The following is a 26,772-nucleotide window of genomic DNA, read 5'->3' as shown; positions in this document are numbered from 1 at the left end:
ACCCCCATCAAGCCGCCACCTTAAACACCGCCACCGCCGCCCTGAGACGCGCCGCCTGTTCGTCGAGCGACGACGCGGCCGCAGCCGCCTGCTCGACCAGCGCCGCATTCTGCTGGGTGACTTCGTCCATTTGCGCGACGGCCAGGCCGACCTGTTCGATGCCGGTGCTCTGCTCCGCCGATGCCGCGGAGATCTCGCCCATGATGGCGGCCACCCGGTCGATCGACCGCACGATCTCCGTCATGCGCGTGCCCGCCGCCTCGACGAGCCGGCTGCCGCTGCCGGCCTGCTCGACCGACGCGTCGATCAATCCCTTGATGTCCTTCGCGGCCGCCGCGCTGCGCTGCGCCAGCGAGCGCACCTCCGCCGCCACGACCGCGAACCCGCGCCCTTCCTCGCCGGCCCGCGCCGCTTCGACCGCGGCATTGAGCGCGAGAATGTTGGTCTGGAACGCGATGCTCTCGATCACGACGGTGATGTCGGCGATCCGCACCGACCCGTCGGCAATCTGCCGCATCGTTTCGACGACTTCCTGCACGGCCGCGCCGCCCAGTTCGGTCGCCTCCTTCGCGCGCGTCACCAGCGCATCGGCCTGCCGCGCGTTGTCGGCGTTCTGTTTGACCGTCGACGTGAGCTGTTCCATGCTGGCGGCCGTTTGCTGCAGCGACGCCGCCTGCTCCTCGGTGCGCTGCGACAGGTCCAGATTGCCTTGCGCGATCTCGCCCGTGCCGACGGCGATCGAATGGGTCGTCGCCTGGATGTCGGCGATGGTCTCGGTGAGCCGCGCCTTCATGTCGCCGAGCGCGACGAGCAGGCTGCCCGGCGCCGCGTCGGCGGTGTCGAACTGCACGTCCAGCTCGCCGGCGGCGATGCGCGCGGCGATCTGCGTCGCATGGGCCGGCTCGCCGCCCAGCGTGCGCCGGACGCTGCGCAGCACGCCCCACGCGATCGCCGCGAGCGCGGCGGCGATCGCCAGCGTGATCCCGCCCAGCACCCACGCGAGCCGGCTGAACACGGTGTTGATGTCGTCGTAGAAGAAGCCCGTGCCGATCCACCAGTTCCAGTCCGGAATGGCCACCACGCCCTGGAGTTTCGGCTCGAGGTCGGCGTCGGGGCTGCGCTTGATCAGCACGTCGACGAGCGCGAAGTGGTCGCGCGCCATCCCCTCGCGGTAGGCGTCGCTGTCCGACAGGCCGCTCGTCGTGCGATTGCCCTTGGCGCGGGTGCCGATGAACTTCGCGTTCGGATGCACGAGATTGACGCCGTCCGACGTCGTGACCCAGAAGTAGCTCTTCGAATTCGCATTCAGCGCCGACAGCGCGGCCTTGGCCTGCTGCTGCGCCTGCTCCGTGGTCAGCGTGCCGTTCGCCTGCATCGCGCGGTACGAATCGACCAGATGCTCGGCCTTCGTCAGAAGAATCACGATCTCGTCGCGGCGGCTGTCGATCAGCGCGTCGCGCAGCGTGTACAGCGACATCGCGGCGAGCAACACGACGCCGAGCAGCGCCGCGGCGACCAGCAGCAGCAGTTTCGTGGACAACTTCATGCGGGGGCCTCGATATATTAACCGTCTGGTACATATATCGGCTCGACCGGCCCCATCTTGAACGAGTCCTTATCGGTATTTACCCTCGATCCGTGCGCTGAGCGCACGCGCAACGGCAAGCGGCCGCCTGCATGGCGCGCCGCCTGCCGGCGCAGGCGCGCGCGTCGCTCACAGGCCGAGCTGCGTCGCGAGATGGCCGATGTCCGAGACTTCGTAGTAGTTGTAGAACGGCGTGCTTGGCTCGTGGCCGCGGTTCACGAACGCCTTGTGCTTGATGCCGAGATCCTCGGCCGTCATCAGGTCGTAGCGCAGGCTCGACGACACGTGCAGCACGTCCTCGGGCTTGCAGCCGAGCTTGTCGAACATGTATTCGAAGCCCTGCATCCGCGGCTTGTACGACTGCGCCTGCTGCGCGGTGAACACCGCATGGAACGGCGCGCCGAGCTTGTCGACGTTGCTCATGATCTGGTCGTCCGACGCATTCGACAGGATGACGAGCTTGTACTTGCTCGCCAGCCGCGACAGCCCGGCCGGCACGTCCGGATGCGGGCCCCACGTCGGCACGGCCAGATAGAAACTTTCGGCCTCGGCTTCGTCGAACTTCACGCCGATCCGCGCACAGGTGCGGCGGATCGCATTGACGACGACGTCGCGATACGGCTTCCATGCGCCCAGCACCTCGTCGAGCCGATACGCGGCGAACGCGCGCACGAAGTCCTCGAGCGCGACCGGCGAAAGCCGGTCCCCGTAGACCTCGCGCGCCATGTCGGCCATCCGGAAACGGGTCAGCGTGCCGTAGCAGTCGAAGGTGATGAACTTGGGTTCAAACTGGATCATGGTGACGTCCTGTCGGTGTGAAGCCCCGGCAGGGCCGGGGACGGGCTGGGTTCAACGAAATTGAATCAAGGCAAAAAGTCGTTCGCGCATCGTTCGGCGCCGCTCAAAAGGCAGAATCGCCGCGTGTTGCCGGGCGCGTGCAGCACGATCTGCGGCGCGGCAGGCAGGCGCCGCACGGCAAGCCATTCGGCGAGCCGTTCCGTGAGCCGTTCGGCGAGCCGCACGGCAAGCCGTTCTGCAAGCGGCAGCGCCACCCTGCCGTCATCGTAGTGGCATTCCCACAGCAGGAGCTGTCGGATTGGCGGCCCTCGCCGGCACGCTCCGCGCGTTCGTCAGCACGGATCGAGCGGGTTTGCGTCGATCTCGCGGGCGCGGCGGCGGCCGCCGCAAAACAGGCGAATCGTCCTATCCGCGCCGCACCCGCGCTGGCAGAGTGAGCGGGTCATTCCCATCCATCCGGAGTCCGGCGTGTCCGACCTCAACCCTTCCAGCACGCTCACCTATCGCCCCTTCGCCGAAACCGACCTGAGCGCCGCGCACCGGCTGTCGGAGGCGGTCAAGTGGCCGCACCGCGTCGAGGACTGGCGCTTCGCGTTCCAGCTCGGCAGCGGCTTCGTCGCCGAGGACGAATCGGGCGTCGTCGGCACCGCGCTCGGCTGGCGCTTCGACGACGCCTGCGCGTCGCTCGGCATGGTGATCGTGTCGCCCGAGCAGCAGGGCCGCGGCATCGGCCGCGAGCTGCTCGCGCGCGTGATCGACAGCCTCGGCGCGCGCACCATCTTTCTCCATGCGACGCCGTCCGGCGAACCGCTCTACGTGAAATTCGGCTTCGCAGCGATCGGCACCATCGACCAGCATCAGGGCGCCGCGTTCCAGCCGCCGCTGATCTCGCTGCCGCCCGGCGAACGCCTGCGCCCGCTCGGCGTCAACGACGGGCCGCGCCTCGCGGCGCTCGCGTCGCGCGCCGCCGGCCATGCGCGCGGCACGGTGATCGACGCGCTGCTCGACGTCGCCAACGGCATCGCGCTCGACCGCGACGGCGAACTGCTCGGCTTCGCGCTGTTCCGCCGCTTCGGCCGCGGCCACGTGATCGGCCCCGTGATTGCGCCCGATGCGCTGCGTGCGCAGGCGCTGATCAGCCACTGGCTCGCGCTGCACGAAGGCATGTTCGTGCGCCTCGACGTACCGGGCGACAGCGGGCTGTCGGACTGGCTGCAGGGGCTCGGCCTGCCGCGCGTCGATACCGTCGTCGCGATGGCGCGCGGCGCGGCGCCCGAGCGCGACCCGGCGCTGCGCGCGTTCGCGATCGTCAATCAGGCACTCGGCTGAGCCGCGCGATGAGCTTCCTCTACAAAGCCGACCCGGTGCGCGGCGCGCAATGGGCGCAGCGCTTCGCACAACGGGCGCCGGGCCTCGCGTTCCGGATCTGGCCGGACCTCGGCGACGCCGCGGCCGTCCGCTATCTCGCCGCCTGGCAGCCGCCGGACGACCCGGCCGCGCTGCTGCCGAATCTCGAGGTCATCTTCTCGGTGGGCGCCGGCATCGACCAGTTCGACCTGTCGCGCGTGCCCGCGCACATTCCGGTCGTGCGGATGATCGAGCCGGGCATCGTCGAAGGGATGGTGGAATACGTGACGCAGGCCGTGCTGACGATCCATCGCGACCTGTTCGACTACGCGGCCCAGCAGCGCGCGCAAGTGTGGCGCGAGAAGCCGGTGCGCGCGGCCGCGTCGCGACGCGTCGGCGTGCTGGGCCTCGGCACGCTCGGTCAGGCCGTGCTCGACACGCTGCGGCGCTTCGGCTTCCCGTGCGCCGGCTGGAGCCGCACGCCGCGCGCGCTCGACGGCGTCGACTGCTACGCGGGCGACGCGGCGCTCGATGTGTTCCTGGCCAGCACCGACATTCTGATCTGCCTGCTGCCGCTCACCGACGCCACGCGCGGGCTGCTGGGCGCGCGCGTGTTCGACGCGCTGCCGGACGGCGCATCGCTCGTGCAGGTCGGCCGCGGCGAGCAGCTCGACGCGAGCGCGCTGCTCGCCGCGCTCGACGGCGGCCGCCTCGACAGCGCGATCCTCGACGTGACGGACCCCGAACCGTTGCCGGCCGGCCATCCGTTCTGGACGCACCCGCGCATCCGGATCACGCCGCACATCGCCAGCGCGACGCGGCCCGACGGCGCGGTCGATGCCGTGCTCGCGAACCTCGCACGCCATCGCGCGGGACAACCGATGATCGGCGTCGTCGATCGCGCGCGCGGCTACTGACGCGCGCCTGCCCCGCGGGGCGCGCAGCAGAAAATGCCGAAGCGCCCCGCGCAAACGCCGTCTCCATACGTTTCCGCCCGCAAATTGAAGACGCATGTGGAATTCTCGCCCGGTAGCATGAACTCATCGCTGACACCCGACGAGAACCCCGCCCCGCCATGAACCAAGCCGCGCTGATCGAAGCCGATCGTCAACATCTAATCCATCCCGTCGTCAACTATCGTGCGCACGAAGCGCGCGGCGTCACCGTGCTCGAATCCGCCGACGGCGTGTTCCTGCGCGATGGCGACGGCCATACGCTACTCGATGCGTTCTCGGGCCTGTGGTGCGTGAACGTCGGCTACGGCCGCGAGAGCATCGTGAAGGCCGCCGCCGAGCAGATGGCGAAGCTGCCCTACGCGACCGGCTATTTTCATTTCGGCTCGCAGCCGGCGATCGAACTCGCCGAACGGCTCGCCGCGCTCGCGCCGCCGTCGCTGAACCGCGTGTACTTCACGCTCGGCGGCTCGGACGCGATCGACTCCGCGGTGCGCTTCATCACGCATTACTTCAACGCGACCGGCCGCCCGTCGAAGAAGCAGATGATCGCGCTCGAGCGCGGCTATCACGGCTCGTCGTCGATCGGCGCCGGCCTGACCGCGCTGCCCGCGTTCCACCGTCATTTCGATCTGCCGCGCGCCGATCAGCACCATATCCCGTCGCCCTACCCATACCGCCATCCGCTCGGCGACGACCCGCAGGCGCTGATCGCGGCCTCGGTCGCCGCACTCGAGGCGAAGGTCGCGGCGCTCGGCGCCGACAACGTCGCCGCGTTCTTCTGCGAGCCGATCCAGGGCTCGGGCGGCGTGATCGTGCCGCCGGCGGGCTGGCTGAAGGCGATGCGCGACGCGTGCCGGCGCCTCGGCATCCTGTTCGTCGCCGACGAGGTGATCACGGGCTTCGGCCGCACCGGCCCGCTGTTCGCGTGCGAAACCGAATCCGTCGAGCCGGACCTGATGACCGTCGCGAAGGGGCTCACCGCCGGCTACGCGCCGATGGGCGCGGTGCTGATGTCCGACGAAATCTACGAGGGGCTCGCCGGCAGCCGTACCGAATCGGCCGTGGTCGGCCATGGTCATACGTATTCCGCGCACCCGGTCAGCGCGGCGATCGGCCTCGAGGTGCTGAAGCTCTATCACGACGGCGGGCTGCTCGCGAACGGCCGCGCGCAGGCGCCGCGCTTCGCCGCGGGGCTCGACGCGCTGCGCGCGCATCCGCTCGTCGGCGACGCGCGCTCGGCCGGCCTGCTCGGCGCGCTCGAGCTGGTGGCCGACAAGGCGCGCAAGACGCGCTTCGACGCGGCGCTGAACGTGCCGGACAAGATCGCCGCGGCCGCGTACGCGAACGGCGTGGTGTTTCGCGCGTTCGGCGACGGCGTGCTCGGCTTCGCGCCGGCGCTGAGCTTCACCGCGGGAGAGTTCGACCTGATGTTCGAACGCGTGCGCAAGACGCTCGACGACGTGCTGGCCGACCCGGGCGTGCAGCGCGCGCTCGACGCCGCCCACGCGCAACCGGCCTGAGCCGGACGAGGGAAAGCCGGGCTTGTGGCGGCCATCGTTCGACTCTAAAGTAACCGGACATTCCATTTTTGCCCTCTCACGTGAACATGACGGACAGCAAGCTGGATCGCATCGACCTGCGCATCCTCACCCAGTTGCAAAAGCGCGGTCGCATGACCAACGTCGAGCTCGCCGATGCGGTCGGGCTGTCGCCCAGCCCGTGCCTGATCCGCGTGAAGCGGCTCGAGAAGGCCGGCTACATCGGCGGCTACGGCGCACACATCCAGCTCGAGAAGCTCGGCGACGTGCAGGTGGTCTTTACCGAAGTCACGCTGGCCGACCACCGGCGCGAAGACTTCGACCGGTTCGTCGCGGCGATCCGCAACGTCGATGAAATCGTCGAATGCCACCTCGCGAGCGGCGGCTACGACTATCTGCTGAAGTTCATCACGCGCAGCGTGAGCCATTACCAGACGATCGTCGAAGGGCTGCTCGAGCAGAACATCGGCATCGAGAAGTATTTCAGTTACGTGATCATCAAATCGCCGTTCGTCAAACGGCACTACCCGCTCGAATCGCTGTTCGGCGAACGCCACTGACGGCGGGCGCGCAGCAGCCCCCAACGCGGCAGCACGCCGGCCGCGCCGGGTCGTTGCGCGCGCGCCGCCGGCGCCGAACCGTTTCGCCTCACTGCAAGGACCTGTCATGCCGCTTACGCTGTCACGCACCGAACTCGTTCGCACCGCCAATCTCGTCGACGGCAGCTGGCGCGCCGCGCTCGACGGCCGTTGCTTCGATGTCACCAACCCGGCGACGCTCGACACGATCGCTTACGCACCCGACAGCGGCGCGGCCGACGCACGCGCCGCGACCGATGCGGCCGCCCGCGCGCTACCCGCGTGGCGCGCCACCCCGGCGCGCGAGCGCGCGGCGATCCTGCGCGCGTGGCATGCGGCGATCGTCGCGCACACCGACGATCTCGCGAAGCTGATGTCGCTGGAACAGGGCAAGCCGCTCGCCGAAGCGCGCGGCGAAGTCGCGTACGGCGCGTCGTACGTGCTGTGGTTCGCCGAGGAAGCGACGCGCACCTACGGCGATCTGATTCCGCAGCAGCAGCGCGGCAAGCAGCTCAGCGCGGTGAAGGAGCCGATCGGCGTCGTCGCGGCGATCACGCCGTGGAATTTCCCGCTCGCGATGATCGCGCGCAAGATCGCGCCGGCGCTCGCGGCCGGCTGCACGGTCGTCGCGAAGCCGGCCGAGGACACGCCGCTGACCGCGCTCGCGCTCGGCTTCCTCGCGATGGAAGCCGGCGTGCCGCCCGGCGTGCTGAACCTGATCGCCGCGTCGCGCGAGCGCGGCATCGACGCGGTGGCCGACTGGCTCGCCGATGCCCGCGTGCGCAAGATCACCTTCACCGGCTCGACGGCCGTCGGCAAGCTGCTCGCGCGCGAATCGGCGGCGACGCTGAAGAAGCTGTCGCTGGAGCTGGGCGGCAATGCGCCGTTCATCGTGTTCGACGATGCGCAGCTCGACGCCGCGGTCGACGGCCTGATGGCCGCCAAGTTCCGCAACGGCGGCCAGACCTGCGTGTCGCCGAACCGCGTGTACGTGCAGGCCGGCGTCTACGATGCGTTCGCCGCGAAGCTGGCCGCGCGCGTCGCCGCGCTGATGGTCGCGCCGGCGACCGATCCGGCCGCGCAGATCGGCCCGATGATCAACGCGCGCGCGGTCGACAAGATCGCGCGTCACGTCGGCGACGCGCTCGAACGCGGCGCGCGCGTGCTGACCGGCGGCAGGCGGCTGTCGCAGCTCGGCCCGAACTACTACGCGCCGACGGTGCTGGCCGACGCCACCGCCGACATGCAGCTGAGCTGCGAGGAAACCTTCGGGCCGGTGGCCGCGCTGTTCCGGTTCGATACCGAGGAACAGGCTGTCGACGCCGCCAACGACACGCCGTTCGGGCTCGCCGCGTATTTCTACACGCAGGACGTGCGGCGCATCGCACGCGTGTCGGCGCGGCTCGAAACCGGCATCGTCGGCATCAACGAAGGCGCGCTGGCGAGCGAGGCCGCGCCGTTCGGCGGCGTGAAGGAGTCGGGCTACGGCCGCGAAGGCTCGAAGTACGGCCTCGACGACTATCTGTCGATCAAGTATCTGTGCCAGGGCGGGCTCGACTGATCGGTCGGGCGGCGCCGATTCGCCGAGCGCAACCAGCCTGACAATCGCAACAAGCGCAACGATTGCCGCGATTGTCACGATCGCACCGCGTAAACGCCCGCAGCCGGCCCATGGCCGGTTGCGCCGCCGCCATCATCGCCCCGCATGCCGGCCTCGATTTCTGGGCAGTCCTGCCGTTAACACGGATTTGACCCGGCCGCGTCAGTCGCGGCCGGCTTCCGGAACGAGCGCGACCAATGCCTGCAACTCTTTCGATCGAGAAAATTGCCGACTGGGCCGGCCGCCACCATCTCGCCGTCGGCGTGCTCGGCACGCTGATGTCGGTCGCGGCGCTCGGCATCAGCGCGGCGACGCTATGGGCCGCGCGCAGCGAGGTCGTGGAGCACGCGCGGGAGAACTCGCGCAACGTCGCCGCCGTGCTCGCGAGCGAGGTCGCACGCACCGTCGAGACGTCGAACAGCGCGCTCGCGTCGCTCGCGACCAATATTCGCAACCCGGCGATGGCCCGCATGAATGCCGGCTTGCGCCATGACCTGCTGTTCGAGCGCACGGCCGCGCAGTACGTGACCGGCATGGGCGTGACCGACCGCTACGGACGGCTGATCGACGGCTGCTGCGGCCCGGCGCACCGCTGGGATTTCAGCGATCGTGACTACTTCAAGGTCCATCGCGATTCGGACAGCGTCGGCCTCTACGTATCGCAGGCGTACCATGCGCGCTCGCGCGGCGGCACCGAATCGATCGCGCTGTCGCGCCGCATCGAACGGCCGGACCATACGTTCGAGGGCATCGCGGTGGTCGCCATCGACCTCGCGTATTTCGACCGGCTGCTGTCGCGCCTGAACGTCGGGCCGCACGGCATCAGCGCGATCCTGCGCGCCGACGGCACGATACTCGCGCGCAACCCGCCGCTGAGCGATGGCCAGATGGTGCGCCTGCGTCGCTCGAAGGCGTTCGAACGGATGGTGCAGCACGAATCGGGCTTCTACGCGGCGCGCTCGAGCATCGATGGGACCTTGCGACTGTATACGTACCAGCAGGTGCCCGGCACGCCGCTGATCGCGGTGGTCGCGCCGGCCGAGCAGGACGTGCTGGCCGACATCACGCGGCTGTCGTGGAAGGTCGGCGTATCGGCGTCCGTGATCGGCGCGCTGTTCTGCGCGGTCATGTGGCTGCTCGCCTTCGCGCTGCGCGACAACCGGCGCAAGCAGATGCTGCTCACCGACCTCACCCGCACCGATCCGCTGACCGGCCTGCACAATCGCCGCTCGCTCGATGCCGCGCTCGCGGACGAATGGGAGCGGCTGCAGCGCGGCAGCGGCGGCAGCCTGTCGGTGCTGTTCATCGACGCCGATCACTTCAAGGAGTACAACGACCGCTACGGCCATGCGCAAGGCGATACCGCGCTGCGCTTTCTCGCCGAATGCATCCGCGCGTACACGCGGCGGCGCGGCGATCTGGCCGCGCGCTACGGCGGCGAGGAATTCGTCGCCGTGCTGCCCGATACGGACGAGAGCGGCGCTGCAAAAGTCGCGGAAGCGATTCGCCGCGCGGTCGAGCGCAACCAGCTCGTGGGCTTCGACGCCACCATCCCGCCGTTCACCGTCAGCATCGGCTGTGCGACCGGCCATCGCGCGCGGCAGGCGTCGGTGCACGCGTTGTCGCACCAGGCCGACCTGGCGCTCTATGCCGCCAAGCGTCAGGGCAGAAACCGCGTGTGCCGCGCCGACGCGGCGTCTTTCGCGCAACAGGCGTAACCGGCCCGAACTTATTTCAAAGCCCGCGACGCGCAAACGATTGGCATGATTCACTGTCGTGGTTTATTCATGTACCGTTTAGATAATAAGGAAAGCTACGATAAACACACGACAGGATTACCCAGATGAACACCGCCCCCATGACGGTTCGCATGAAGCTGATGCTCGTATTCGGATTCATGTCCGGCATCATTTTGCTGGTTTCGTTCCTCGGCATCGCATCGCTCGGCCACGCGCGCGAGACATTCTCGGATTACGTCAACGGCATCAACGCGCGCGCGACGCTGGCCGACAAGGTGCATGTCGCGGTCGACCGGCGCGCGATCGCCGCGCGCAACCTGGTGCTCGCGAGCACGCCGGGTGACGCCGAAGCCGAAAAGGACGCGTCCCTGCGGGCCGATCGCGAAGTCACTGCGCTGCTCGGCGAACTGCGGCTCGCCGATTCCGCGAGCACCGACACGAGCGGCAAGGGCCGCGAACTGATTGGGCAAATCGCCGCGGTCGAGGCGAATTACGGGCCCGTCGCACGCGCGATCGTCGAAGCTGGGGCGAACAACCAGCGCGATCAGGCGATCAAGATGATCAACGAACAGTGCCGTCCGCTGCTGGCCCAGCTCGTCGCCGCGACCGACGCGTACGTCGCGTACACGCGCGAGCGCGCCGCGCAGCTGGTGAAGGAATCGGGCGACCGCTATGACTCGCGACGCGCGATGCTGATCGCCATCTGCATCGCCGCGGTCGTGGCCGCGGCCACCGCCGGCTTCGTCATCGCACGCGGCCTGATCCGTTCGCTCGGAACGGAACCAGCCGAGCTCAGCGACATCGCACGCCGGATCGCCGCCGGCGACCTCGCCGGCGCATCGGCGAGCGGCGCCGCGCCGGACGGCAGCGTACTGGCATCGATGCGCGAAATGCAGGCCAACCTCGTGCGCCTGATTTCGCAGGTTCGGGCCGCGTCGGGCAACGTCGCCACGGGCGCGAGCGAAATCGCATCCGGCAACCTCGATCTGTCGTCGCGCACCGAGCAGCAAGCCGCGTCGTTGCAGGAAACCGCGTCCAGCATGGAGCAGCTGACGTCCACCGTGCGGTTGAACGCCGACAACGCGCAGCAGGCGAGCACGCTGGCCAACGACGCGTCGGAAGTCGCGCAGCGCGGCAGCGTGGCGGTCGGGTCGATGGTCGAGACGATGACGGACATCAGCACCAGCTCCGCCAAGATCGCCGAGATCACGGGGATGATCGAAGGCATCGCGTTCCAGACCAACATCCTCGCGCTGAACGCGGCGGTCGAGGCGGCCCGCGCCGGCGAGCAGGGGCGCGGCTTCGCGGTCGTGGCGAGCGAGGTCAGAAGCCTCGCGCAGCGCTCGTCGATCGCCGCGAAGGAAATTCGCGAGCTGATCTCGCAATCGGTGCAGAAAATCGAGGACGGCTCGCATCTCGCGACCCGCGCCGGCGACACGATGGCCCAGGTGACGCAAGCCGTCGCACGCGTGACGGACATCATGAGCGAGATCGCGGCGGCGTCGAACGAGCAGAGCCGCGGCATCGAGCAGGTCAATCTGGCCATCACGCAAATGGACGAAGTGACCCAGCAGAACGCCGCGCTCGTCGAAGAGGCGGCCGCCGCGTCGCGCTCGCTCGAAGAACAGGGCGCCCGGCTCGCCGAGGCGGTCGGACTGTTCCATCTCGACGCGCGCGCCGCGATCGCATAGTCGCCCGGCTCCGGCATCCGCTTGCGGCCGGCTCGCGCCGGCCGCAAACGTTTTGCAGCACGAATTCACCAAATAGTGAGCATTCGGCCGCGTCGACCGCGACGCGCCACAATTCCTTAACGGCCGCGTCACGATCGCACACGACAATCCGCCATCTTTGATCTTCAGGATGGAGTCCGCATGATCGTGTCACCCCGCCGTTTCCCGCTGCACGTCGCAGCACTCGCGAGCGCGCTCGCACTGGCCGCCTGCGGCGGCGGCGACGACGTCGCATCGACCCCGGCGACCAGCGCCGCGATGCCGGCGCCGCCCGCCGACCCCGGCTTCGTCGACAGCGCACCGGTGCCGAGCGTGCCAGCGTTCGTCGACAACATCGCGACCAACCAGCGCGGCGACGCCCGCTATGCGACGTTGTCGACCAACGCCGCGGTGCGGGTCGTGAGCCGCTTCCTCGACCTGTGGCAGCCGTCGACGATGATCGTCGACGCGGGCGTGAACGCGCCGGCCAACGGCGCGTTTCCGGCCGTGGTGGCGTCGACGTGCTCCGGCCTGCCCAGCAGCGGCACGCCGTGCGGCACGATCCTGAACGGCACGGTGCTCGCCGCCAACGTTCAATACGTGGTCGACGCAACGACCGCTCGCACGCAGCAGCAGGCCGATGCGGCCTACTTCGACGACCGGCGCGGCAAAGGCTACAGCGTGACCGACGGGATGGGCCCGCTCACCGACGCGTGGCGCACGGCCGCGCAGCAGACGACCAGCATCACCAGCGTGCCGGCCGACGCGACCACGGTGCTGTACAACGACGCCGGCAACAACACCGGCGTCGGCAGCAGCACCAACGCGAACTTCGGCAAGGTCGTCGATCTGCTCAACGAAATGGGCACCAACGCGTCGACCGAACCGTCGAAGCGCTTCTACAAATATGCGCGACCGTACCGCTGGAGCGCCGCGGTCGTCGTCGCGCCGACGCTCGTGCCGGCCGAAAGCGCGACGCCCGCCACCGACGGCGGCTTCATCAGCGGCCACGAGGCCGAAGCGATGCGCGACGCGACGACGATGGCGTGGCTCGTGCCGGAGCGCTTCCAGGAGATGGTGAGCCGCGGCCTCGAACTCGGCGAGAACCGGATCCTCGCCGGCATGCACTCGCCGCTCGACGTGATCGGCGGCCGCATGCTCGCGCTGGCCATCAGCGCGGCGAACCTGACCGCCTACGCGAGCGACGCGCAGGCCGCATACGGCCAGGCGCATCAGGCGCTGCAGCAGCTCACGGGAACGACCGACGCGACGTTCGCCGCGTTCGCGCATTCGGGCACCACGGCGACCGACCGGTTCGCCGATTACACCGCGAACCGTGCCGCGTTCCTGCGCCGCCTGACGTTCGGCTTCGGCGCGATCGAATCGACCGACGCGCCGCCCGTCGTGCCCAAGGGCGCCGAGGTGCTGCTGCAGACGCGCTTCCCGTACCTGAGCGCCGACCAGCGCCGGGTCGTGCTGAAGACCACCGAGCTGCCGTCGGGCTACCCGGTGATGGACGATGCGGAAGGCTGGGGCCGCCTGAACCTGTTCGCCGCGGCCGACGGCTACGGCACGTTCAACGGCAACGTGGTCGTGTCGATGGACGCGTCGCGCGGCGGCTTCTACGCGGCCGACCAGTGGCGCAACGACATCGGCGGCGCCGGCAAGCTGACGCTGCAAGGCACCGGCACGCTGACGCTCGCCGGCAACAACAGCTACACGGGCGGCACGCAGGTGAACGGCGGCACGCTCGCCGCGGCGTCCGCGAGCGCGTTCGGCAACGGCGACGTGTACGTCGGCGCGGGCGGCGGCGTCCGGATCGCGGCGGCCGCGCCGGTCACGATCGCGACGCGTTACACGCAGCTCGCGAACACGACGCTCGAACTCGACATCGACGGCCAAGGCGGCGGCCGCCTGCGCGTCGGCGGCCCGCTCACGGTCGCCGGCGGCACGCTTCACGTGAAGTTCGTGAACGGCTATGCGCCGAAGGCCGGCGACACGATCGCGCTGATCGACGGCGCGGCGCTCGCCGCGAAGTTCGCGACGGTGACGGTCGACGGGTTCAAGGCGACGCCGGTTTATACGGCTACGGGCGTGTCGGTGGTGTTGTCGGCGTCCTGATCGGCGGCGCGACGGTGCGGCGAACGTCGGGCTTCGAAAGTCGGGTTTCGACCTTCTGCTCGCGTACGCCGCGCCAACCGCCTCCGTCACCGCGGCTCGAGACCACTGCCTTGCAGGACCGCGGCAGCCGGCGCACGCTTCAGAAACGCGACGAACGCGCGTGACGCGTCGGCTGCCCCCGCATTGGCGGCGATCGCGGACGCGATCACGCTCGTCTTCTGCACCTGCGCCGGCAGCGGCCCCGCGAAATCGATGCCGGGCGTCACCTTCAGCTCGCTGATCTGCTGCAGCCCGAGCTCCGCGTCGCCGCGTGCCAGCGCGGTGCCCACCAGTTCCTTGCCGCGCACCAGAACCGACTTCGCCTTCATCTGCTCGCTGATGCCGAGCTTGTCGAACAACGTGCCGACGATGTACGTGCCGCTCGCGCCTTCGGAGAACGCGACCGACTTCGCGTTCAACAACGCGCGGCGCAGTGCGTCGACGGTGTGCACGTCCGGCACGGCGACGCCCTGACGCACGGCGACGCCGATGCCGGTCGCCGCGATGTCTTCGAGCGTCGCCGGCGCGAATCTGCCGGCATCGACTTCATGCTCGAGCGCAGGCTTGATCATGAAGCACACGTCGGCGGCGGCGCCGTTGCGCAAGCGCACCGGCAACGCGTCCGGCGACGTGCCATACGACGGCCCCCACGCAATGTCGAGATGATGCCCCGACGCCTGCTCGAACGCCGGCACCAGCCGCTCGAACGCGCCGCGCAACGCGCCGGTCGCCAGCACGTGGATTTCGTCGGCGTGCACGAGCACCGGCACGGTACTGCATGCGAGCCACGCGGCGGCCAGCCATGCACGCCGAAAGATGCGTTGCTTCATCTGTTGTTCCCTGTCGTTGACGTCAATCGCGCGCGCTTTGACAAAGACGCGGCGAACCTGTATCTATGCCGCAGCGGCATCGCGCTCAGGCATGCGAAGCGCACGCGCAAAGCCGCCGCCTCTGCATCCATCACTGCACCAACCATCCCATGCCCGACTCCCGTTCTTCGCGCTCACCGGCCACGACGGCGCGCGGCCCGTCGTCGACGGTCTCGAACCGCTCGCTCGAACGCGGGCTCGACGTGCTGCGCGCATTCGGTTCCGGCGCGACGCTGCTCGGCAACGGCGACCTCGTCGAACTCACCGGCCTGCCGAAGGCCACGGTCACGCGGCTCGCACGTACGCTGGTCGAGGCCGGTTATCTCGAGCACGACCCGGTGCATCGCGGCTATCGGCTCGGTCTGCCGCTGCTCGGCCTCGCACACGCGCTGCGCAGCGGCTCGACGGTGCTGCAGGCCGCCGCCCCCCGGCTGCGCGAAACCGCACAGGCGCTGCACATCAACGTCGGCATCGCGGGGCCCGACCGCGACGACATGGTCTACCTCGAATCGATCCGCTACAGCCCGCGCGCGTCGCTTCGCACCGTCGTCAGCGGTCAGCGCGTGCCGATGGCGCTGACCTCGCTCGGCCGCGCGTTCCTCGCGTCGTTGCCCGACACCGACTACGCGCGGCAGCTCGCCGCACTCAAACCGCATCGCACGTCGTGGCCGCGCATCCGCGCGGAGATCGATGCAGCCGTCGAATCGGTGCATGCGCAAGGATTCTGCGTCGCCAGCTGGCAGCCGGAAGTGGTCGCGCTCGCGACGCCGCTCGTAATCGACGGGCACCGCACGCTCGCGCTGAATTTCAGCGTGCGCACGCCCGATGTGCCGTCTGCGGTCGCCGCGCGCCTGGCCGCGGCGCTGCTGGCGCTGCGCGACGACATCGCCGCGGCTACGCTGCGCCTGGACAGCTGACGCCGCGCCGCGCGGCTTCCGCCCAAATCATCGTTCGCGGATCGCGCGGGCCGGAATGCCAAGCACGACGGCGAGGCCACCGAGCACCGACACGAGCGCGACCGTATAGAGGCCGATCGCGTTGCTGCCGAAGTGTGTCGACGTATAGCCGATCACCGACGGCGCCGCGATCCCGCCGAACTGCCCGAGGCTGCTGATGAGGCCGATCCCGCTCGCGGCCACCGTGCTCGACAGATACGCGGGCGGAATGGTCCAGAACAGCGACAGCATCCCGAGATAGCCGGCCGTCGCGATACAGAGCAGCACGATCAGCGCCGCAGGATTGGACGCGGCCGCCGGCAACAGCGCGACACCGAGCGCCGCCATCACGGCGCTGCCCATGAAGTGCCAGCGCCGCTCGAGCTTGCGATCCGAATGGCGTCCGAGCAGATACATCGCGACCGCGCCGAACACGTACGGGATCGCCGACAGCAGCCCGATGTACCAGAAGTTCGTGATGCCGCTCTTGCGGATCACGCTCGGCGCCCACACGTGCACGACGATGCTCGCCCACGGCACGCTGAAATACGCGAACGTCAGAAAATAGAATTTCGGCTCCTTCAGCGCATCCCAGATCGAGCCGTGCGCCTGCCCGCCCTTCAGCGCCGCATCGTGTTCGAGTTCGCGCAGCAGCAGCGCCTTCTCGTCGGCGCTCAGCCATTTCGCCTGCTCGGGACGGTCAGTCAGATAGACGTACGCGAACAGCCCGGCCACGACCGACGGCAAACCTTCCAGCACGAACAGCCACTGCCAGCCCTTGAGGGCGAGCGCACCCGACAGGTTGTTCAGGATGAAGCCGGACACCGGTCCGCTGACGATGCCCGACACGCAGATCGCCGTCATGAACAGCGCAGTCACGCGCGCGCGCCGCGCCGCCGGGAACCAGTACGTGAAGTACAGGATCACACCGGGGAAGAAGCCGGCCTCCGCGACGCCCAGCAACACGCGCGCGATGTAGAACTGCGTGGGCGTCTGCACGAACGCGGTACCGGCCGACACCAGCCCCCACAGCGCCATGATCCGCATCAGCGTCTTGCGCACGCCGACCCGCGCGAGCCACAGGTTGCTCGGCACCTCGAACAGCATGTAGCCGACGTAGAACAAGCCGACGCCGACGCCGAACGCCGCCTCGGTCAGGCCGATGTCCCGCGAGAACTGTAGATGCGCGAAGCCGATGTTGGCGCGATCGATGTACGCGAACACGTAGCAGACGAACAGGAACGGCAGCAGCCGCTTGGTGACCTTCGCATATACGGCGTCGAGGGCCGTCCGGTCGGCGCCGCCGCGCTCCAGCGGCTCCGTTGCAATGACGTGTTGCATCTTGTCTCCAGTCTTGTTGATCGCCCGCGACGCCGGATCGGCTCGCCCGACCGGTCGCGGTGAAATCGATTATCGGCGGCTGGCGCCGCGCTGCAACCGCACTGTTTCACTGAATGAAACAGCAAGCAGTCAGCTGACAGTTTCATTCAGTGAAACCGGGCCGATGGCAGCCGCGGTCCGCCGCGCTACGCTTGCAGCAACCCGATCGGCCCCGCGCCTCGGCCACGCATCACCGGGCGCCCTACCGCCCGCTTTCGACGCAGGAAGAGACCATGCAAACCATCGACGTCACGATTCAATCCAACATCGCGACCCTTACCCTGAACCGGCCCGACAAGCGCAACGCCGTCAGCGACGCGATGCGCACCGAGCTGATCGACGCGCTCGAGTCGCTCGCGCGCGCGCCGGAAGTGCGGGCCGTCATCGTCACCGGCAGCGGCAAGGGCTTCTGCGCGGGCGGCGACATCGCCGGCATGGCGCAGCGCATGGACGCGCCGGCCGACGAAGTGGCATTCAACGGCTGGTCGCGTCAGCAGCGCGTCCATCATGCCGTGTCGCTACTGCATACGATGCCGAAGCCGACGATCGCGGCCGTCAACGGCGCCGCGGCCGGCCTCGGCGCCGACATGGCGCTGTCGTGCGATTTCGTGATCGCGTCGGAAGCCGCGAGCTTCGTGTGGAGTTACATCAAGCGCGGCTTGATTCCCGACGGCGGCGGCCTGTACTTCCTGCCGCGGCGGGTCGGGCTCGCGGCGGCCAAGGACCTGATTTTCAGCGGCCGCAAGGTCGACGCGCACGAAGCCCGCGCGCTCGGCATCGCCGACCGGATCAGCACGCCCGACACGCTGCTCGCCGACGCGAGCGCGTGGGCGAACGAACTGATCCAGGGTTCGCCCACCGCGCTCGCGCTCGGCAAGGCGATCCTGAACCAGAGCTACGAACTGTCGGCGCCGCAAGTGCTGTCGCAGGGCAGCCAGGCGCAGGCGATCTGCTACACGAGCCGCGAACATCGCGATGCCGTGCGCGCCTTCCTCGACAACGTGCGTTGAGCGCCCACCGGAGCCTGCAATGAATGCCATCGAAAAACTGCTGCGGCCCGCCAGCGTCGCGGTGATCGGCGCGTCCGCCGATCCCGCGAAAACCGCCGGGCGCCCGATTGCCTACCTGCAGAAGCACGGCTTCCGCGGCGACATCTACCCGGTCAATCCGCGCTATCCGTCGATCGCGGGGCTGCGCTGCTACGAGGACGTCGAAGCGCTGCCGCATGCGCCCGACGTCGGCATCGTGCTGCTGGGCGCCGACCGCGCGCACGTCGCGGTGCAAGCGCTCGCGAAGCGCGGCACGGCTGCCGCGATCGTGCTCGCGAGCGGCTACGCCGAGACCGGCGAAGCCGGCTTGCGCCGCCAGGCGCAACTGAAGGACGCCGCCGGCGCGATGCGCGTACTCGGGCCGAACACGATCGGCGTCGTCAATCTCGCGGATCGCGTCACGTTGTCCGCGAGCGGCGCGCTCGACACCGACGACTTCGCCGTCGGCGGCGTGAGCGTCGTGTCGCAGAGCGGCGGCATCCTCGGCGCGCTGCTGTCGCGCGCCGCCGATCGCGGGATCGGCCTGTCGAAGCTCGTATCGACCAGCAACGAGGTCGATCTCGACGTGAGCGACTTCATCGATTACTTCATCGGCGACGATGCGACGTCGGTGATCGCGCTGTACCTGGAAGGGCTGCGCGACCCTGCGCGGTTCCGCGCGGCGGCCCACGCCGCGGCGCGGGCCGGCAAGCCGATCGTCGTGTACAAGATCGGGCGATCGGAGTCCGGCGCGCGCTCGGCCGTCTCGCACACCGGCGCGCTGGCCGGCGAGGACCGCATGTACGACGCGCTGTTCCGCGAAGCCGGCGTGATCCGCGCCCAGACCTTCGGCGATCTGCTCGACGTGCCGAACGCATTGGCCGCCGGCCGCCTGCTGCATGGCAAGCGCGTCGCGATCCTCACGTCGACCGGCGGCGCCGGCACGCTGGTCGCGGACAACCTCGGGCTCGCCGGCTTCGACACGCCCGCGCCCGACGCGGACACCGCGGCTGCGCTGCGCGCATTGCAGACCGGCGACCACGCGGTGCTCGACCGCAACCCGATCGACGTCACGCTCGCCGGGCTGCAACCCGAGCTGTTGCGGCGCGCGATCCAGACGCTCGCCGCCAGCCCGTCGTATGACGCGGTCGCGGTGATCGCGGGCTCGTCGAGCATCGGCATGCCCGAGCTGATGGCCGGCGCCGTGCGCGACGCGTTGCCCGGCACCGATAAACCCGTGGTCGCGTTCGTGAGCCCCCATGCCCCGGCCGTCGCGCGTGCGATGAACCGGCTCGGCGTGCCGGCGTTCGTGGCGCCGGAGAGCGTCGCCAGCGCGATGGTCGCGATGCGCGAGGCGGCCGGCTGGCGCGCGCGCGCTGCGTCCGGGCGAGCGCAGGCCGCCGATGCCGCGCCGCTGGTCGACGTGGGCGCCCTGCCGCACGGACCGCTGGACGAAGCCCAGGCGAAAGCGTTGTTTGCGCGCTTCGGCATGACGCCCGTGCGCGAGCAGGCAGTGCGCAACGCGGCCGAGGCCGTCGACGCCGCGCGGCGCTTCGGCGAGCGGGTCGTGTTGAAGCTGCTGTCGAACCGCGTCACACACAAGAGCGACATCGGCGGCGTCGCGGTCGGCGTCGGCACCGACACGATCGGCGCGCGGCTCGACCGCATGCGCGCCGACGTCGAAGCCGGCGCAGGCTTCGCGCCCGATGCGTTCCTCGTGCAGGAGATGGTGTCCGGCGGCGTCGAAACGATCGTCGGGCTACAGCGCGACCCGCTCGGCACCGCGATCCTGCTCGGGATGGGCGGCGTGACCGCGGAGATCTTCAACGACACCGTGCTGCGGATGCTGCCCGACGGCGCAGCGCTGTCGCGCGACGATGCGCTCGACATGATCCGCGCGCTACGCACCTGGCCGCTGCTCGACGGATATCGCGGCCGGCCGAAGGCGGACGTCGACGCGCTCGCCGACGCGCTCGTCGCGTTTTCGCGGATGGCTGCCCAGCTCGGCGCGCGGCTCGTCGAAGCCGAAATCAATCCGCTGTTCGTGCTCGAGGCCGGCCACGGCGTGCGCGCGGCCGACGGCGTGGCGATCCTGGCCTGAGCGCGATCCGCGCGCCGGCACGCGCCTTGCTCGTCGCGACACGATCCACGGCATCTCCGAGGTATCGACGTGACGAGCCCATCAGCGCGCATCCATATCGGCATTTCCGGCTGGCGCTACGCCGGCTGGCGCGGCACCTTCTACCCGCAAGGGCTGAAGCAGGCCGACGAGTTGCGCTACGCAGCGAGCCGGCTGCAGACGATCGAGATCAACGGCACGCATTACAGCCTGCAATCGCTCGCCAGCTGGCGGCGCTGGTACGACGAAACGCCGCCCGGTTTTACGTTCGCGGTGAAAGGCGCACGCTATCTGACCCACATGCTGCGGTTTCGCGACGAAACCGCGACGGTCGCGTGCGCGAACTTTTTCGCGCAGGGGCTGCTTGCGCTCAACGACAAGCTCGGCCCGCTCCTCTGGCAATTTCCGCCGTCGCTGCGATTCGACCCCGACCACATGGACCACTTCCTGGGCCTGCTGCCGCACGATACCGAAGCGGCGCTGGCGCTCGCGCAACGGCACGACGGGCGAGTCAGGACGCCCTATCTCGAGATCGACCGCAAGCGCGCATTGCGTCACGCGATCGAAGTGCGTCACGCGAGCTTCGTCGATCCGGCGTTCGTGAAGCTGCTGCGCCGGCACGCGGTCGCGCTGGTCGTGTCGGATTCGACGGAGCCGTGGCCGCAGTTCGAGGACCTGAGCGCCGACTTCGTCTACATGCGGCTGCACGGCACCGAGACCAAATATTCGGGCGAGTACTCGGATGCGTCGCTCGACCGCTGGGCGCAGCGCATCGAAACGTGGAGCCGCGGCGCGCAGCCGGCCGACGCGCGCCTCGCCGCACCGGACCTCGCGCCGCCGCGCGCGCATGCGCGCGGCGTCTACTGCTACTTCGACAACGATACGAAGACGCGCGCGCCGTTCGATGCACGGCGCCTGATGGCGCGCCTCGGCGTGCGGGCGCACGACGCGGCGGCCGCAGAAGACAGCGCGCCGCAGGCTGAACCGCAACCGCAAGGAGAAGAACGATGACCCTGCTCATCTATCTGGTCGGATGGCTCATTTTCATCGGCGGCGTCGCGTGGGGCTTGATCGCGCTGCACGTGTCGCAGCATGTCGTCGAGATCGTCGCCGTGATCCTGTTCGGCATCGCGGTGATCACGGGCGCCACGCGCGCGCGCAGCCGCGATCGCACCTAGGCGCGCGCGTCACGCGGCGTCGAGATAGGCGGCGAGCGCGTCGGGGCTCGCGGACGGAAACGCATCGGACAGATGCGCGAGAAACGCGGACACGCGCGCGCTCAACAGCCGCCGCGACGGGTACAGCGCCCATAGCGCGATGTCCGGCCCCGGCACGTCGCCCCAGCTGACGAGCGTGCCGGCCGCGAGGTCGCCGCTCACGAGCGACACCGGCAAGCACGCGGCGCCGAGCCCGAGACGCACCGTATCGCGCACCATCACCAGCGACGACAGCCGCGCCACCGGTTCGAACGCGATGCGGGCGGGCCCGGCCGGCCCGATCACGTCCCACGCGGTGCGCAGGTCGTCGGCGGTGCGCACGACGGCCGGCGCGGCGGCGCCGTCGCCGGGCCGCGCGAGCGCCGGCGTCGCGACGACCGCCAGCCGGTCGCGCAGGAACACGCGGCCGATCAGCGTTGCGTCCGGGTCGGGGTTCACGCGGATCACGAGGTCGTAGCCTTCTTCGATCATGTCGACCGGCCGGTCGTCGGTCGTCACTTCCAGTCGCACCTCCGGATACTTCAACGCGAACGTCGCGACGAGCTTGCCCATCGCCAGCTGCGAGAACAGCATCGGCGCGCTGATGCGCAGCCGGCCGCGCGGCCGCTCGCCGCCCGACGCGATCGCGGCGGCGCTGTCGGCCAGCTCGGCGAGCAGCGCACCGGTGCGCTCGTACAGCGCGCGCCCTTCCTGCGTCAGCGTCACGCCGCGCGAGCCGCGCTCGAACAGGCGCAGCGCGAGGCTGTTCTCCAGCTCCGACACGCGGCGCGACAGCGTCGCCTTCGGGCGCCCGGCCGCACGCGCAGCTTCGCCGAAGCTGCCATGACGGGCGACCAGATTGAAATCGGCAAGCGCGAGCAGGTCCATGGGTTCCACCAATGCGTTTCCTCAATGCGTTCCACCAATGAGACACCGAGTCTATTTATCACATCTTCCGGTCCGTGGGTGGATCACCTAACTTACGAGGGCAGGTCAACCCAACCGTTATTTCAGGAGCAGACATCATGACCATTCTCGTTACCGGTGCCACCGGCCGCGTCGGCCGCCAGGTCGTCCAGCAACTCGTCGAGCGCGGCGCCAGCGTGCGCGCGTTGGTGCGCGATCCGTCGAAGGCCGATTTCCCGGCCGCGGTGAGCGTCGTGCAGGGCGACATGCTCGACATCGACTCGCTGCGCAATGCCTATTCGGGCGTGCGCACGCTGTTCCTGCTCAACGGCGTGGCGGGCGACGAATTCACGCAGGCGCTGATCGCGCTGAACCTGGCCCGCGACGCGGGGATCGAGCGCGTCGTCTATCTGTCGGTGCTGCACGCGGACCGCTTCGTCGACGTGCCGCACTTCGCCGTGAAATTCGGCGCCGAGCGGATGATCGAACAGCTCGGCTTCAGCGCGACGATCCTGCGTCCCGCGTACTTCATGGACAACGAACGGATGGTCAGGGACGTGATCGTCGGCCACGGCGTCTATCCGATGCCGATCGGCGGCAAGGGCGTCGCGATGGTCGACGTGCGCGACATCGCGGAAGTCGCGGCGCTCGAGCTGATCCGCCGCAACGACGCGCCGGGCAAGCTGCCGGTCGAGACGATCGACCTGGTCGGCCCCGATACGCTGACCGGCGAGCAACTGGCGGGCATCTGGTCGGAGATTCTCGGCCGTCCGGTTGCGTATGGCGGCGACGATCCCAGCGCGTTCGAAAACAATCTGGCGACCTTCATGCCGAAATGGATGGCGTACGAAATGCGCTTGATGGCACAACGCTACGTCAGTGACGGGATGGTGCCGCAAAGCGGCGCCGTCGAACGGTTGATCGAGATCCTGGGGCGGCCGCTGCACACGTACCGTGCGTTTGCGACGGCGCTGGCTGGGTGAGTGGTGAGTGTTGTGGGTGGTGCTGGCGCGCTAGCGCCAGCGCCGGATGCGCCGGATGCGCCGGATGCGCCGGATGCGCCGGATGCGCCGGATGCGCCGGATGCGCCGATGTGCCGATGTGCAAGTGCGCTGGTGCGCCGGGACGCACTGGCATGCGATGCCCGGTAAGGCGATGCGCCGTGCTGCGACGCGGTGCGGTGGGTCTGATGCGGCGGGACGCCGTCGAGCCGGCCGTCATCGGCGGCCGGTTCGCGGCGATCGCCTCGACCGATCCACCGCCGCGATGGCCGCGACCGGCGCCATCACGGCAAAACGCCCCGCGCATCGACCACCCCGCATCGCCGCATTCACGACCCAAGCAGCCGCGTGACGGCCTCCCTATAATCGGACCTTTCGCCGCATTCGCGCGCGATGACGCAGCACTTCCCATTCCGAGCAACACCCTTCGCCTCTGGAGACGAGATGACCCTCCCCGCCGTTCCGTTCGCCGAATCGTTCGATCTTGAAGCCGCATTCGACGACGTATCCGAATACTGGTCGCCCAAGGTGGTCGCGCAGGTCAACGATCAGTACGTCAAAGTCGCGAAGGTGCGCGGCCGGCTCGTGTGGCACGACCATGTCGGCGAAGACGAGCTGTTCTTCGTCGTGCGCGGCCACCTGAAGATCGAGTATGAAGGCGGCCGCGTCGTCGATCTGCCCGCCGGCTCGATGCACGTGGTGCCGCGCGGCACGCTGCACAACCCGATCGCCGAAGAAGAATGCTGGATCGTGCTGATCGAGCCCGTGCAGACGAAGCACACCGGCGACGTGCAGTCGCCGTTAACGCGCACGCTCGACGAACAGCTCGGTCAGCCGCAGCCGCGCTGAATTCGCGCGCGTCGCGGGCGGCGCAAGCCCGCGCGCGACGGGCGGTGCACGCGGTTCGATATCGCGCGACCGCAGCGAACGCGCTTCCCATTACCGCGGACATCATATGTATCCAGCACGCGGGTACGGGTACGCGCACGCGGCACCGCGCGCTCGTCGCGGCTCGGGCGACCGGCGCTTGGGGCGCACGCAGCACTTCCCGCAGCAAGCCCCGCCAACCGCCCCGCCCGCCTCAGCCGCGCACCGCCGCGATGCCGTCGAGTTCGCGCATCGCATCGTCCGGCAGCGTCAGCGCGCCGGCGGCCAGATTCTCGCGCAGATGAGCGACCGACGACGTGCCCGGAATCAGCAGGATGTTCGGCGCGCGGCGCAGCAGCCACGCGAGCGCGGTCTGCATCGGCGTCGCGCCGAGCCGTGCGGCGACCGCGTCGAGCGTCGACGACTGCAACGGGTTGAAGCCGCCGAGCGGAAAGTACGGGACGTACGCGATGCCGTCGCGTGCGAGCGCGTCGATCAGGCCATCGTCGTCGCGATGCGCGAGGTTGTAGTGGTTCTGCACGCACGCGATGTCGCAGATCCGCCGCCCTTCGGCGATCTGCGCGGCCGTCACGTTGCTCAGCCCGATGTGCCGCACGAGGCCCTGCCGCTGCAGTTCGGCGAGCGCGCTCAGCGGCGCCTCGATCGAGCCTTCGGCCGGCCCGTGCACGTCGAACATGATGCGCAGGTTGACGACGTCGAGCACGTCGAGGCCCAGGTTGCGCAGGTTGTCGTGCACGGCCGCGGCGAGCGCGTCGGCGGAGAAGGCCGGCAGCCACGAGCCGTCGTCGCCGCGCATCGCGCCGACCTTGGTCACGATCAGCAGATCGTCGCGATACGGGTGCAGCGCTTCGCGAATCAGCCGGTTCGTCACATGCGGGCCGTAGAAGTCGCTGGTGTCGATGTGGTCGATACCCGCCGCCACGGCTTCGCGCAGCACCGCGAGCGCGGCGTCGCGATCCTTCGGCGGCCCGAACACGCCGGGCCCGGCCAGCTGCATCGCGCCGTAGCCGAGACGGTGAACGCGCCGGCCGGCGATGGCGAACGTGCCCGATTGAACGATGGGGGACATGATCGTGCTCCTGTTTTCGAATGACAGAACGCAGGTTACGCCGCCTCGCACTGCGCGATAACCCGTCATAATCTGCACGACCTGTACGAAAGGACGAACAATGCAAGTCGATCTCGGCGATCTGAACGCGTTCGTGGCGGTGGCGCGCGCGAAGGGCTTCCGCGAGGCCGCGCGGCTGGCCGACGCGAGCGCGTCGGGGCTCAGCGAGGCGGTGCGCCGGCTGGAGGCGCAGTTGGGAGTCCGGCTGCTGCACCGGACGACGCGCAGCGTGTCGCCGACCGAAGCCGGCGAGCGTCTGCTGGCGCGGCTCACGCCCGCGCTGAGCGAGGTGCAGGCCGCGCTCGACGTGGTGAACACGTTCCGCGAGCGGCCGGTCGGCACGCTCAAGCTCAACGTGCCGACCAGCGCGGCGCGGCTCGTGCTGCCGTCGATCATCCCGCGCTTTCTCGACGCGTATCCGGAGATCCGGCTCGACATCGTCGCGGACGAGAGCTTCGTCGATATCCTGGCGGCCGGCTGCGACGCCGGCATACGCTACGACGACCGCCTCGAACAGGACATGATCGCCGTGCCGATCGGCCCGCGCTCGCAGCGCTTCGCGACCGCGGCGGCGCCCGCCTATCTCGCGCGGCGCGGCCGGCCGGCCCATCCGCGCGAGCTGCTCGACCACGCGTGCCTGCGCGGCCGGTTCGCGAGCGGCGCGATGCCGGCGTGGGAGTTCGAGCGCGACGGCGAAGTGGTGCGCGTCGAGCCGTCGGGGTCGCTCGTCGTGCAGATCGGCGGCGCCGTCGATCTCGTCGTCGATGCCGCATGCGCGGGCGTCGGCATCGTCCACCTGTACGAAGACTGGCTCGCGCCGCAGCTCGCGAGCGGCGCGCTCGAGCCCGTGCTCGGCGCGTGGTGGCGGCCGTTCTCCGGCCCGTATCTGTACTATCCGGGCCGGCGCTTCGTGCCGGCGCCGCTGCGCGCCTTCGTCGACTTCATCAAGGCCGACGCCGCGTAGCGCATGACGTGGCGCGGGTGTCCGACGGCCGCCGGATCATCGTAGCCGCACGTCAATATCGGCCGTGGTCCGCTCGGGCCTTCCGTCGCGCAAGCACACACACCGCTATACCTGCACCGCTGCATACGTTCGCCAACTTCATCAAGGCCGACGCCGCGTAGCGCATGACGTGGCGCGGGTGTCCGACGGCCGCCGGATCACCGTAGCCGCACGTCAATATCGGCCGTGGTCCGCGCGGGCTTTCCGTCGCCTAAGCACACACACCGCTATACCTGTACCGCTGCACACGTTCGCCGACTTCATCAAGGCCGAGGCCGCGTAACGCATGACGTGGCGCGGACGTCCCCGCCCGCGCCCGCCTTCCGCCC

At 69.4% G+C, this 26,772-nt stretch carries 23 protein-coding genes; 16 read left to right on the top strand and 7 right to left on the bottom strand.

Features of this window, described 5'->3' with window-relative positions:
* Window positions 1-7: 7 nt before the first annotated feature.
* From C3Y15_RS26765 to C3Y15_RS26755, 3 genes are all read right to left on the bottom strand, one after another.
* Window positions 8-1,546 (bottom strand): methyl-accepting chemotaxis protein, encoded by a 1,539-nt coding sequence (locus C3Y15_RS26765; protein WP_059548679.1) that lies wholly within the window; start codon window positions 1,544-1,546, stop codon window positions 8-10.
* Window positions 1,547-1,714: 168 nt separating this feature from the next.
* The gene (locus tag C3Y15_RS26760; protein WP_059456695.1) at window positions 1,715-2,383 is read right to left on the bottom strand and encodes a haloacid dehalogenase type II; all 669 of its coding nucleotides are present in this window, start codon (window positions 2,381-2,383) and stop codon (window positions 1,715-1,717) included.
* 65 nt (window positions 2,384-2,448) lie between these two features.
* A complete protein-coding gene (locus C3Y15_RS26755) occupies window positions 2,449-2,637 on the bottom strand; it encodes a hypothetical protein (RefSeq protein WP_124260061.1) in 189 nt (62 codons plus the stop codon).
* A gap of 214 nt (window positions 2,638-2,851) precedes the next feature.
* Here C3Y15_RS26755 and C3Y15_RS26750 point away from each other — a divergent pair, with 214 nt between their 5' ends.
* The 8 genes from C3Y15_RS26750 to C3Y15_RS26715 all read left to right on the top strand — a co-directional run bounded on the left by C3Y15_RS26750 (window position 2,852) and on the right by C3Y15_RS26715 (window position 13,971).
* Window positions 2,852-3,712: a GNAT family N-acetyltransferase gene (locus C3Y15_RS26750; RefSeq protein WP_011880482.1), complete on the top strand. Its 861-nt coding sequence runs from the start codon at window positions 2,852-2,854 to the stop codon at window positions 3,710-3,712.
* A gap of 8 nt (window positions 3,713-3,720) precedes the next feature.
* The gene (locus tag C3Y15_RS26745) at window positions 3,721-4,647 is read left to right on the top strand and encodes a glyoxylate/hydroxypyruvate reductase A (protein ID WP_059548674.1); all 927 of its coding nucleotides are present in this window, start codon (window positions 3,721-3,723) and stop codon (window positions 4,645-4,647) included.
* 158 nt (window positions 4,648-4,805) lie between these two features.
* Window positions 4,806-6,206 (top strand): aspartate aminotransferase family protein, encoded by a 1,401-nt coding sequence (locus tag C3Y15_RS26740; RefSeq protein WP_124260060.1) that lies wholly within the window; start codon window positions 4,806-4,808, stop codon window positions 6,204-6,206.
* A gap of 86 nt (window positions 6,207-6,292) precedes the next feature.
* Entirely contained in the window at window positions 6,293-6,784 is a 492-nt protein-coding gene (locus C3Y15_RS26735) for a winged helix-turn-helix transcriptional regulator (RefSeq protein WP_011880485.1), read from the top strand.
* 106 nt (window positions 6,785-6,890) lie between these two features.
* Complete coding sequence (locus C3Y15_RS26730) at window positions 6,891-8,363, top strand: NAD-dependent succinate-semialdehyde dehydrogenase (protein WP_124260059.1); 1,473 nt, start codon at window positions 6,891-6,893, stop codon at window positions 8,361-8,363.
* Window positions 8,364-8,599: 236 nt separating this feature from the next.
* Entirely contained in the window at window positions 8,600-10,120 is a 1,521-nt protein-coding gene (locus C3Y15_RS26725; RefSeq protein ID WP_059463233.1) for a sensor domain-containing diguanylate cyclase, read from the top strand.
* Window positions 10,121-10,245: 125 nt separating this feature from the next.
* A complete protein-coding gene (locus C3Y15_RS26720) occupies window positions 10,246-11,832 on the top strand; it encodes a methyl-accepting chemotaxis protein (protein WP_059548667.1) in 1,587 nt (528 codons plus the stop codon).
* Window positions 11,833-12,012: 180 nt separating this feature from the next.
* Complete coding sequence (locus C3Y15_RS26715) at window positions 12,013-13,971, top strand: phosphatase PAP2 family protein (protein ID WP_059457707.1); 1,959 nt, start codon at window positions 12,013-12,015, stop codon at window positions 13,969-13,971.
* A gap of 86 nt (window positions 13,972-14,057) precedes the next feature.
* Here C3Y15_RS26715 and C3Y15_RS26710 read toward each other — a convergent pair whose 3' ends face one another.
* Window positions 14,058-14,840 carry a substrate-binding domain-containing protein gene (locus C3Y15_RS26710; protein ID WP_059548665.1) on the bottom strand — a complete coding sequence of 261 codons (783 nt, stop codon included), beginning with the start codon at window positions 14,838-14,840 and terminating at the stop codon, window positions 14,058-14,060.
* Window positions 14,841-14,989: 149 nt separating this feature from the next.
* Here C3Y15_RS26710 and C3Y15_RS26705 point away from each other — a divergent pair, with 149 nt between their 5' ends.
* Window positions 14,990-15,796, top strand: a complete 807-nt coding sequence (locus C3Y15_RS26705) for a helix-turn-helix domain-containing protein (protein ID WP_059548749.1) — start codon at window positions 14,990-14,992, stop codon at window positions 15,794-15,796.
* A 27-nt stretch (window positions 15,797-15,823) separates the two neighbouring features.
* Here the strand turns inward: C3Y15_RS26705 and C3Y15_RS26700 are convergent, their stop codons facing one another.
* Window positions 15,824-17,155, bottom strand: coding sequence for an MFS transporter (locus C3Y15_RS26700; RefSeq protein WP_059696820.1), 1,332 nt, complete (start codon window positions 17,153-17,155; stop codon window positions 15,824-15,826).
* A gap of 272 nt (window positions 17,156-17,427) precedes the next feature.
* On the opposite strand from C3Y15_RS26700, the gene C3Y15_RS26695 reads away from it, so the two are divergent.
* From C3Y15_RS26695 to C3Y15_RS31870, 4 genes are all read left to right on the top strand, one after another.
* Entirely contained in the window at window positions 17,428-18,204 is a 777-nt protein-coding gene (locus tag C3Y15_RS26695; RefSeq protein ID WP_059548660.1) for an enoyl-CoA hydratase/isomerase family protein, read from the top strand.
* A 19-nt stretch (window positions 18,205-18,223) separates the two neighbouring features.
* Complete coding sequence (locus tag C3Y15_RS26690) at window positions 18,224-20,323, top strand: acetate--CoA ligase family protein (protein WP_059548658.1); 2,100 nt, start codon at window positions 18,224-18,226, stop codon at window positions 20,321-20,323.
* 69 nt (window positions 20,324-20,392) lie between these two features.
* On the top strand, window positions 20,393-21,352 hold the full coding sequence (locus tag C3Y15_RS26685) for a DUF72 domain-containing protein (protein ID WP_124260058.1): 960 nt from the start codon (window positions 20,393-20,395) through the stop codon (window positions 21,350-21,352).
* Window positions 21,349-21,519 (top strand): hypothetical protein, encoded by a 171-nt coding sequence (locus C3Y15_RS31870; protein WP_011880491.1) that lies wholly within the window; start codon window positions 21,349-21,351, stop codon window positions 21,517-21,519. The genes C3Y15_RS26685 and C3Y15_RS31870 overlap by 4 nt, the downstream gene beginning before the upstream one ends.
* Before the next feature lie 9 nt (window positions 21,520-21,528).
* On the opposite strand, the gene C3Y15_RS26680 is transcribed toward C3Y15_RS31870, so the two are convergent.
* On the bottom strand, window positions 21,529-22,425 hold the full coding sequence (locus C3Y15_RS26680) for a LysR family transcriptional regulator (RefSeq protein WP_059579923.1): 897 nt from the start codon (window positions 22,423-22,425) through the stop codon (window positions 21,529-21,531).
* Between the two features lie 137 nt (window positions 22,426-22,562).
* Here C3Y15_RS26680 and C3Y15_RS26675 point away from each other — a divergent pair, with 137 nt between their 5' ends.
* Both C3Y15_RS26675 and C3Y15_RS26670 read left to right on the top strand, forming a co-directional pair.
* Window positions 22,563-23,426: an NmrA/HSCARG family protein gene (locus C3Y15_RS26675; RefSeq protein ID WP_059579920.1), complete on the top strand. Its 864-nt coding sequence runs from the start codon at window positions 22,563-22,565 to the stop codon at window positions 23,424-23,426.
* Window positions 23,427-23,888: 462 nt separating this feature from the next.
* Window positions 23,889-24,293 (top strand): cupin domain-containing protein, encoded by a 405-nt coding sequence (locus C3Y15_RS26670; protein WP_011880494.1) that lies wholly within the window; start codon window positions 23,889-23,891, stop codon window positions 24,291-24,293.
* A 232-nt stretch (window positions 24,294-24,525) separates the two neighbouring features.
* Here C3Y15_RS26670 and C3Y15_RS26665 read toward each other — a convergent pair whose 3' ends face one another.
* A complete protein-coding gene (locus C3Y15_RS26665) occupies window positions 24,526-25,401 on the bottom strand; it encodes an aldo/keto reductase family oxidoreductase (RefSeq protein ID WP_124260057.1) in 876 nt (291 codons plus the stop codon).
* A 100-nt stretch (window positions 25,402-25,501) separates the two neighbouring features.
* Between C3Y15_RS26665 and C3Y15_RS26660 the strand changes: the two genes are divergently transcribed.
* Window positions 25,502-26,404, top strand: a complete 903-nt coding sequence (locus C3Y15_RS26660) for a LysR family transcriptional regulator (protein WP_124260056.1) — start codon at window positions 25,502-25,504, stop codon at window positions 26,402-26,404.
* Window positions 26,405-26,772: the final 368 nt, after the last annotated feature.

The organism is Burkholderia sp. B10 (assembly GCF_004368385.1).
Classification (GTDB): Bacteria; Pseudomonadota; Gammaproteobacteria; order Burkholderiales; family Burkholderiaceae; genus Burkholderia; species Burkholderia vietnamiensis.
This window is presented reverse-complemented; position numbering and strand designations above follow the sequence as displayed.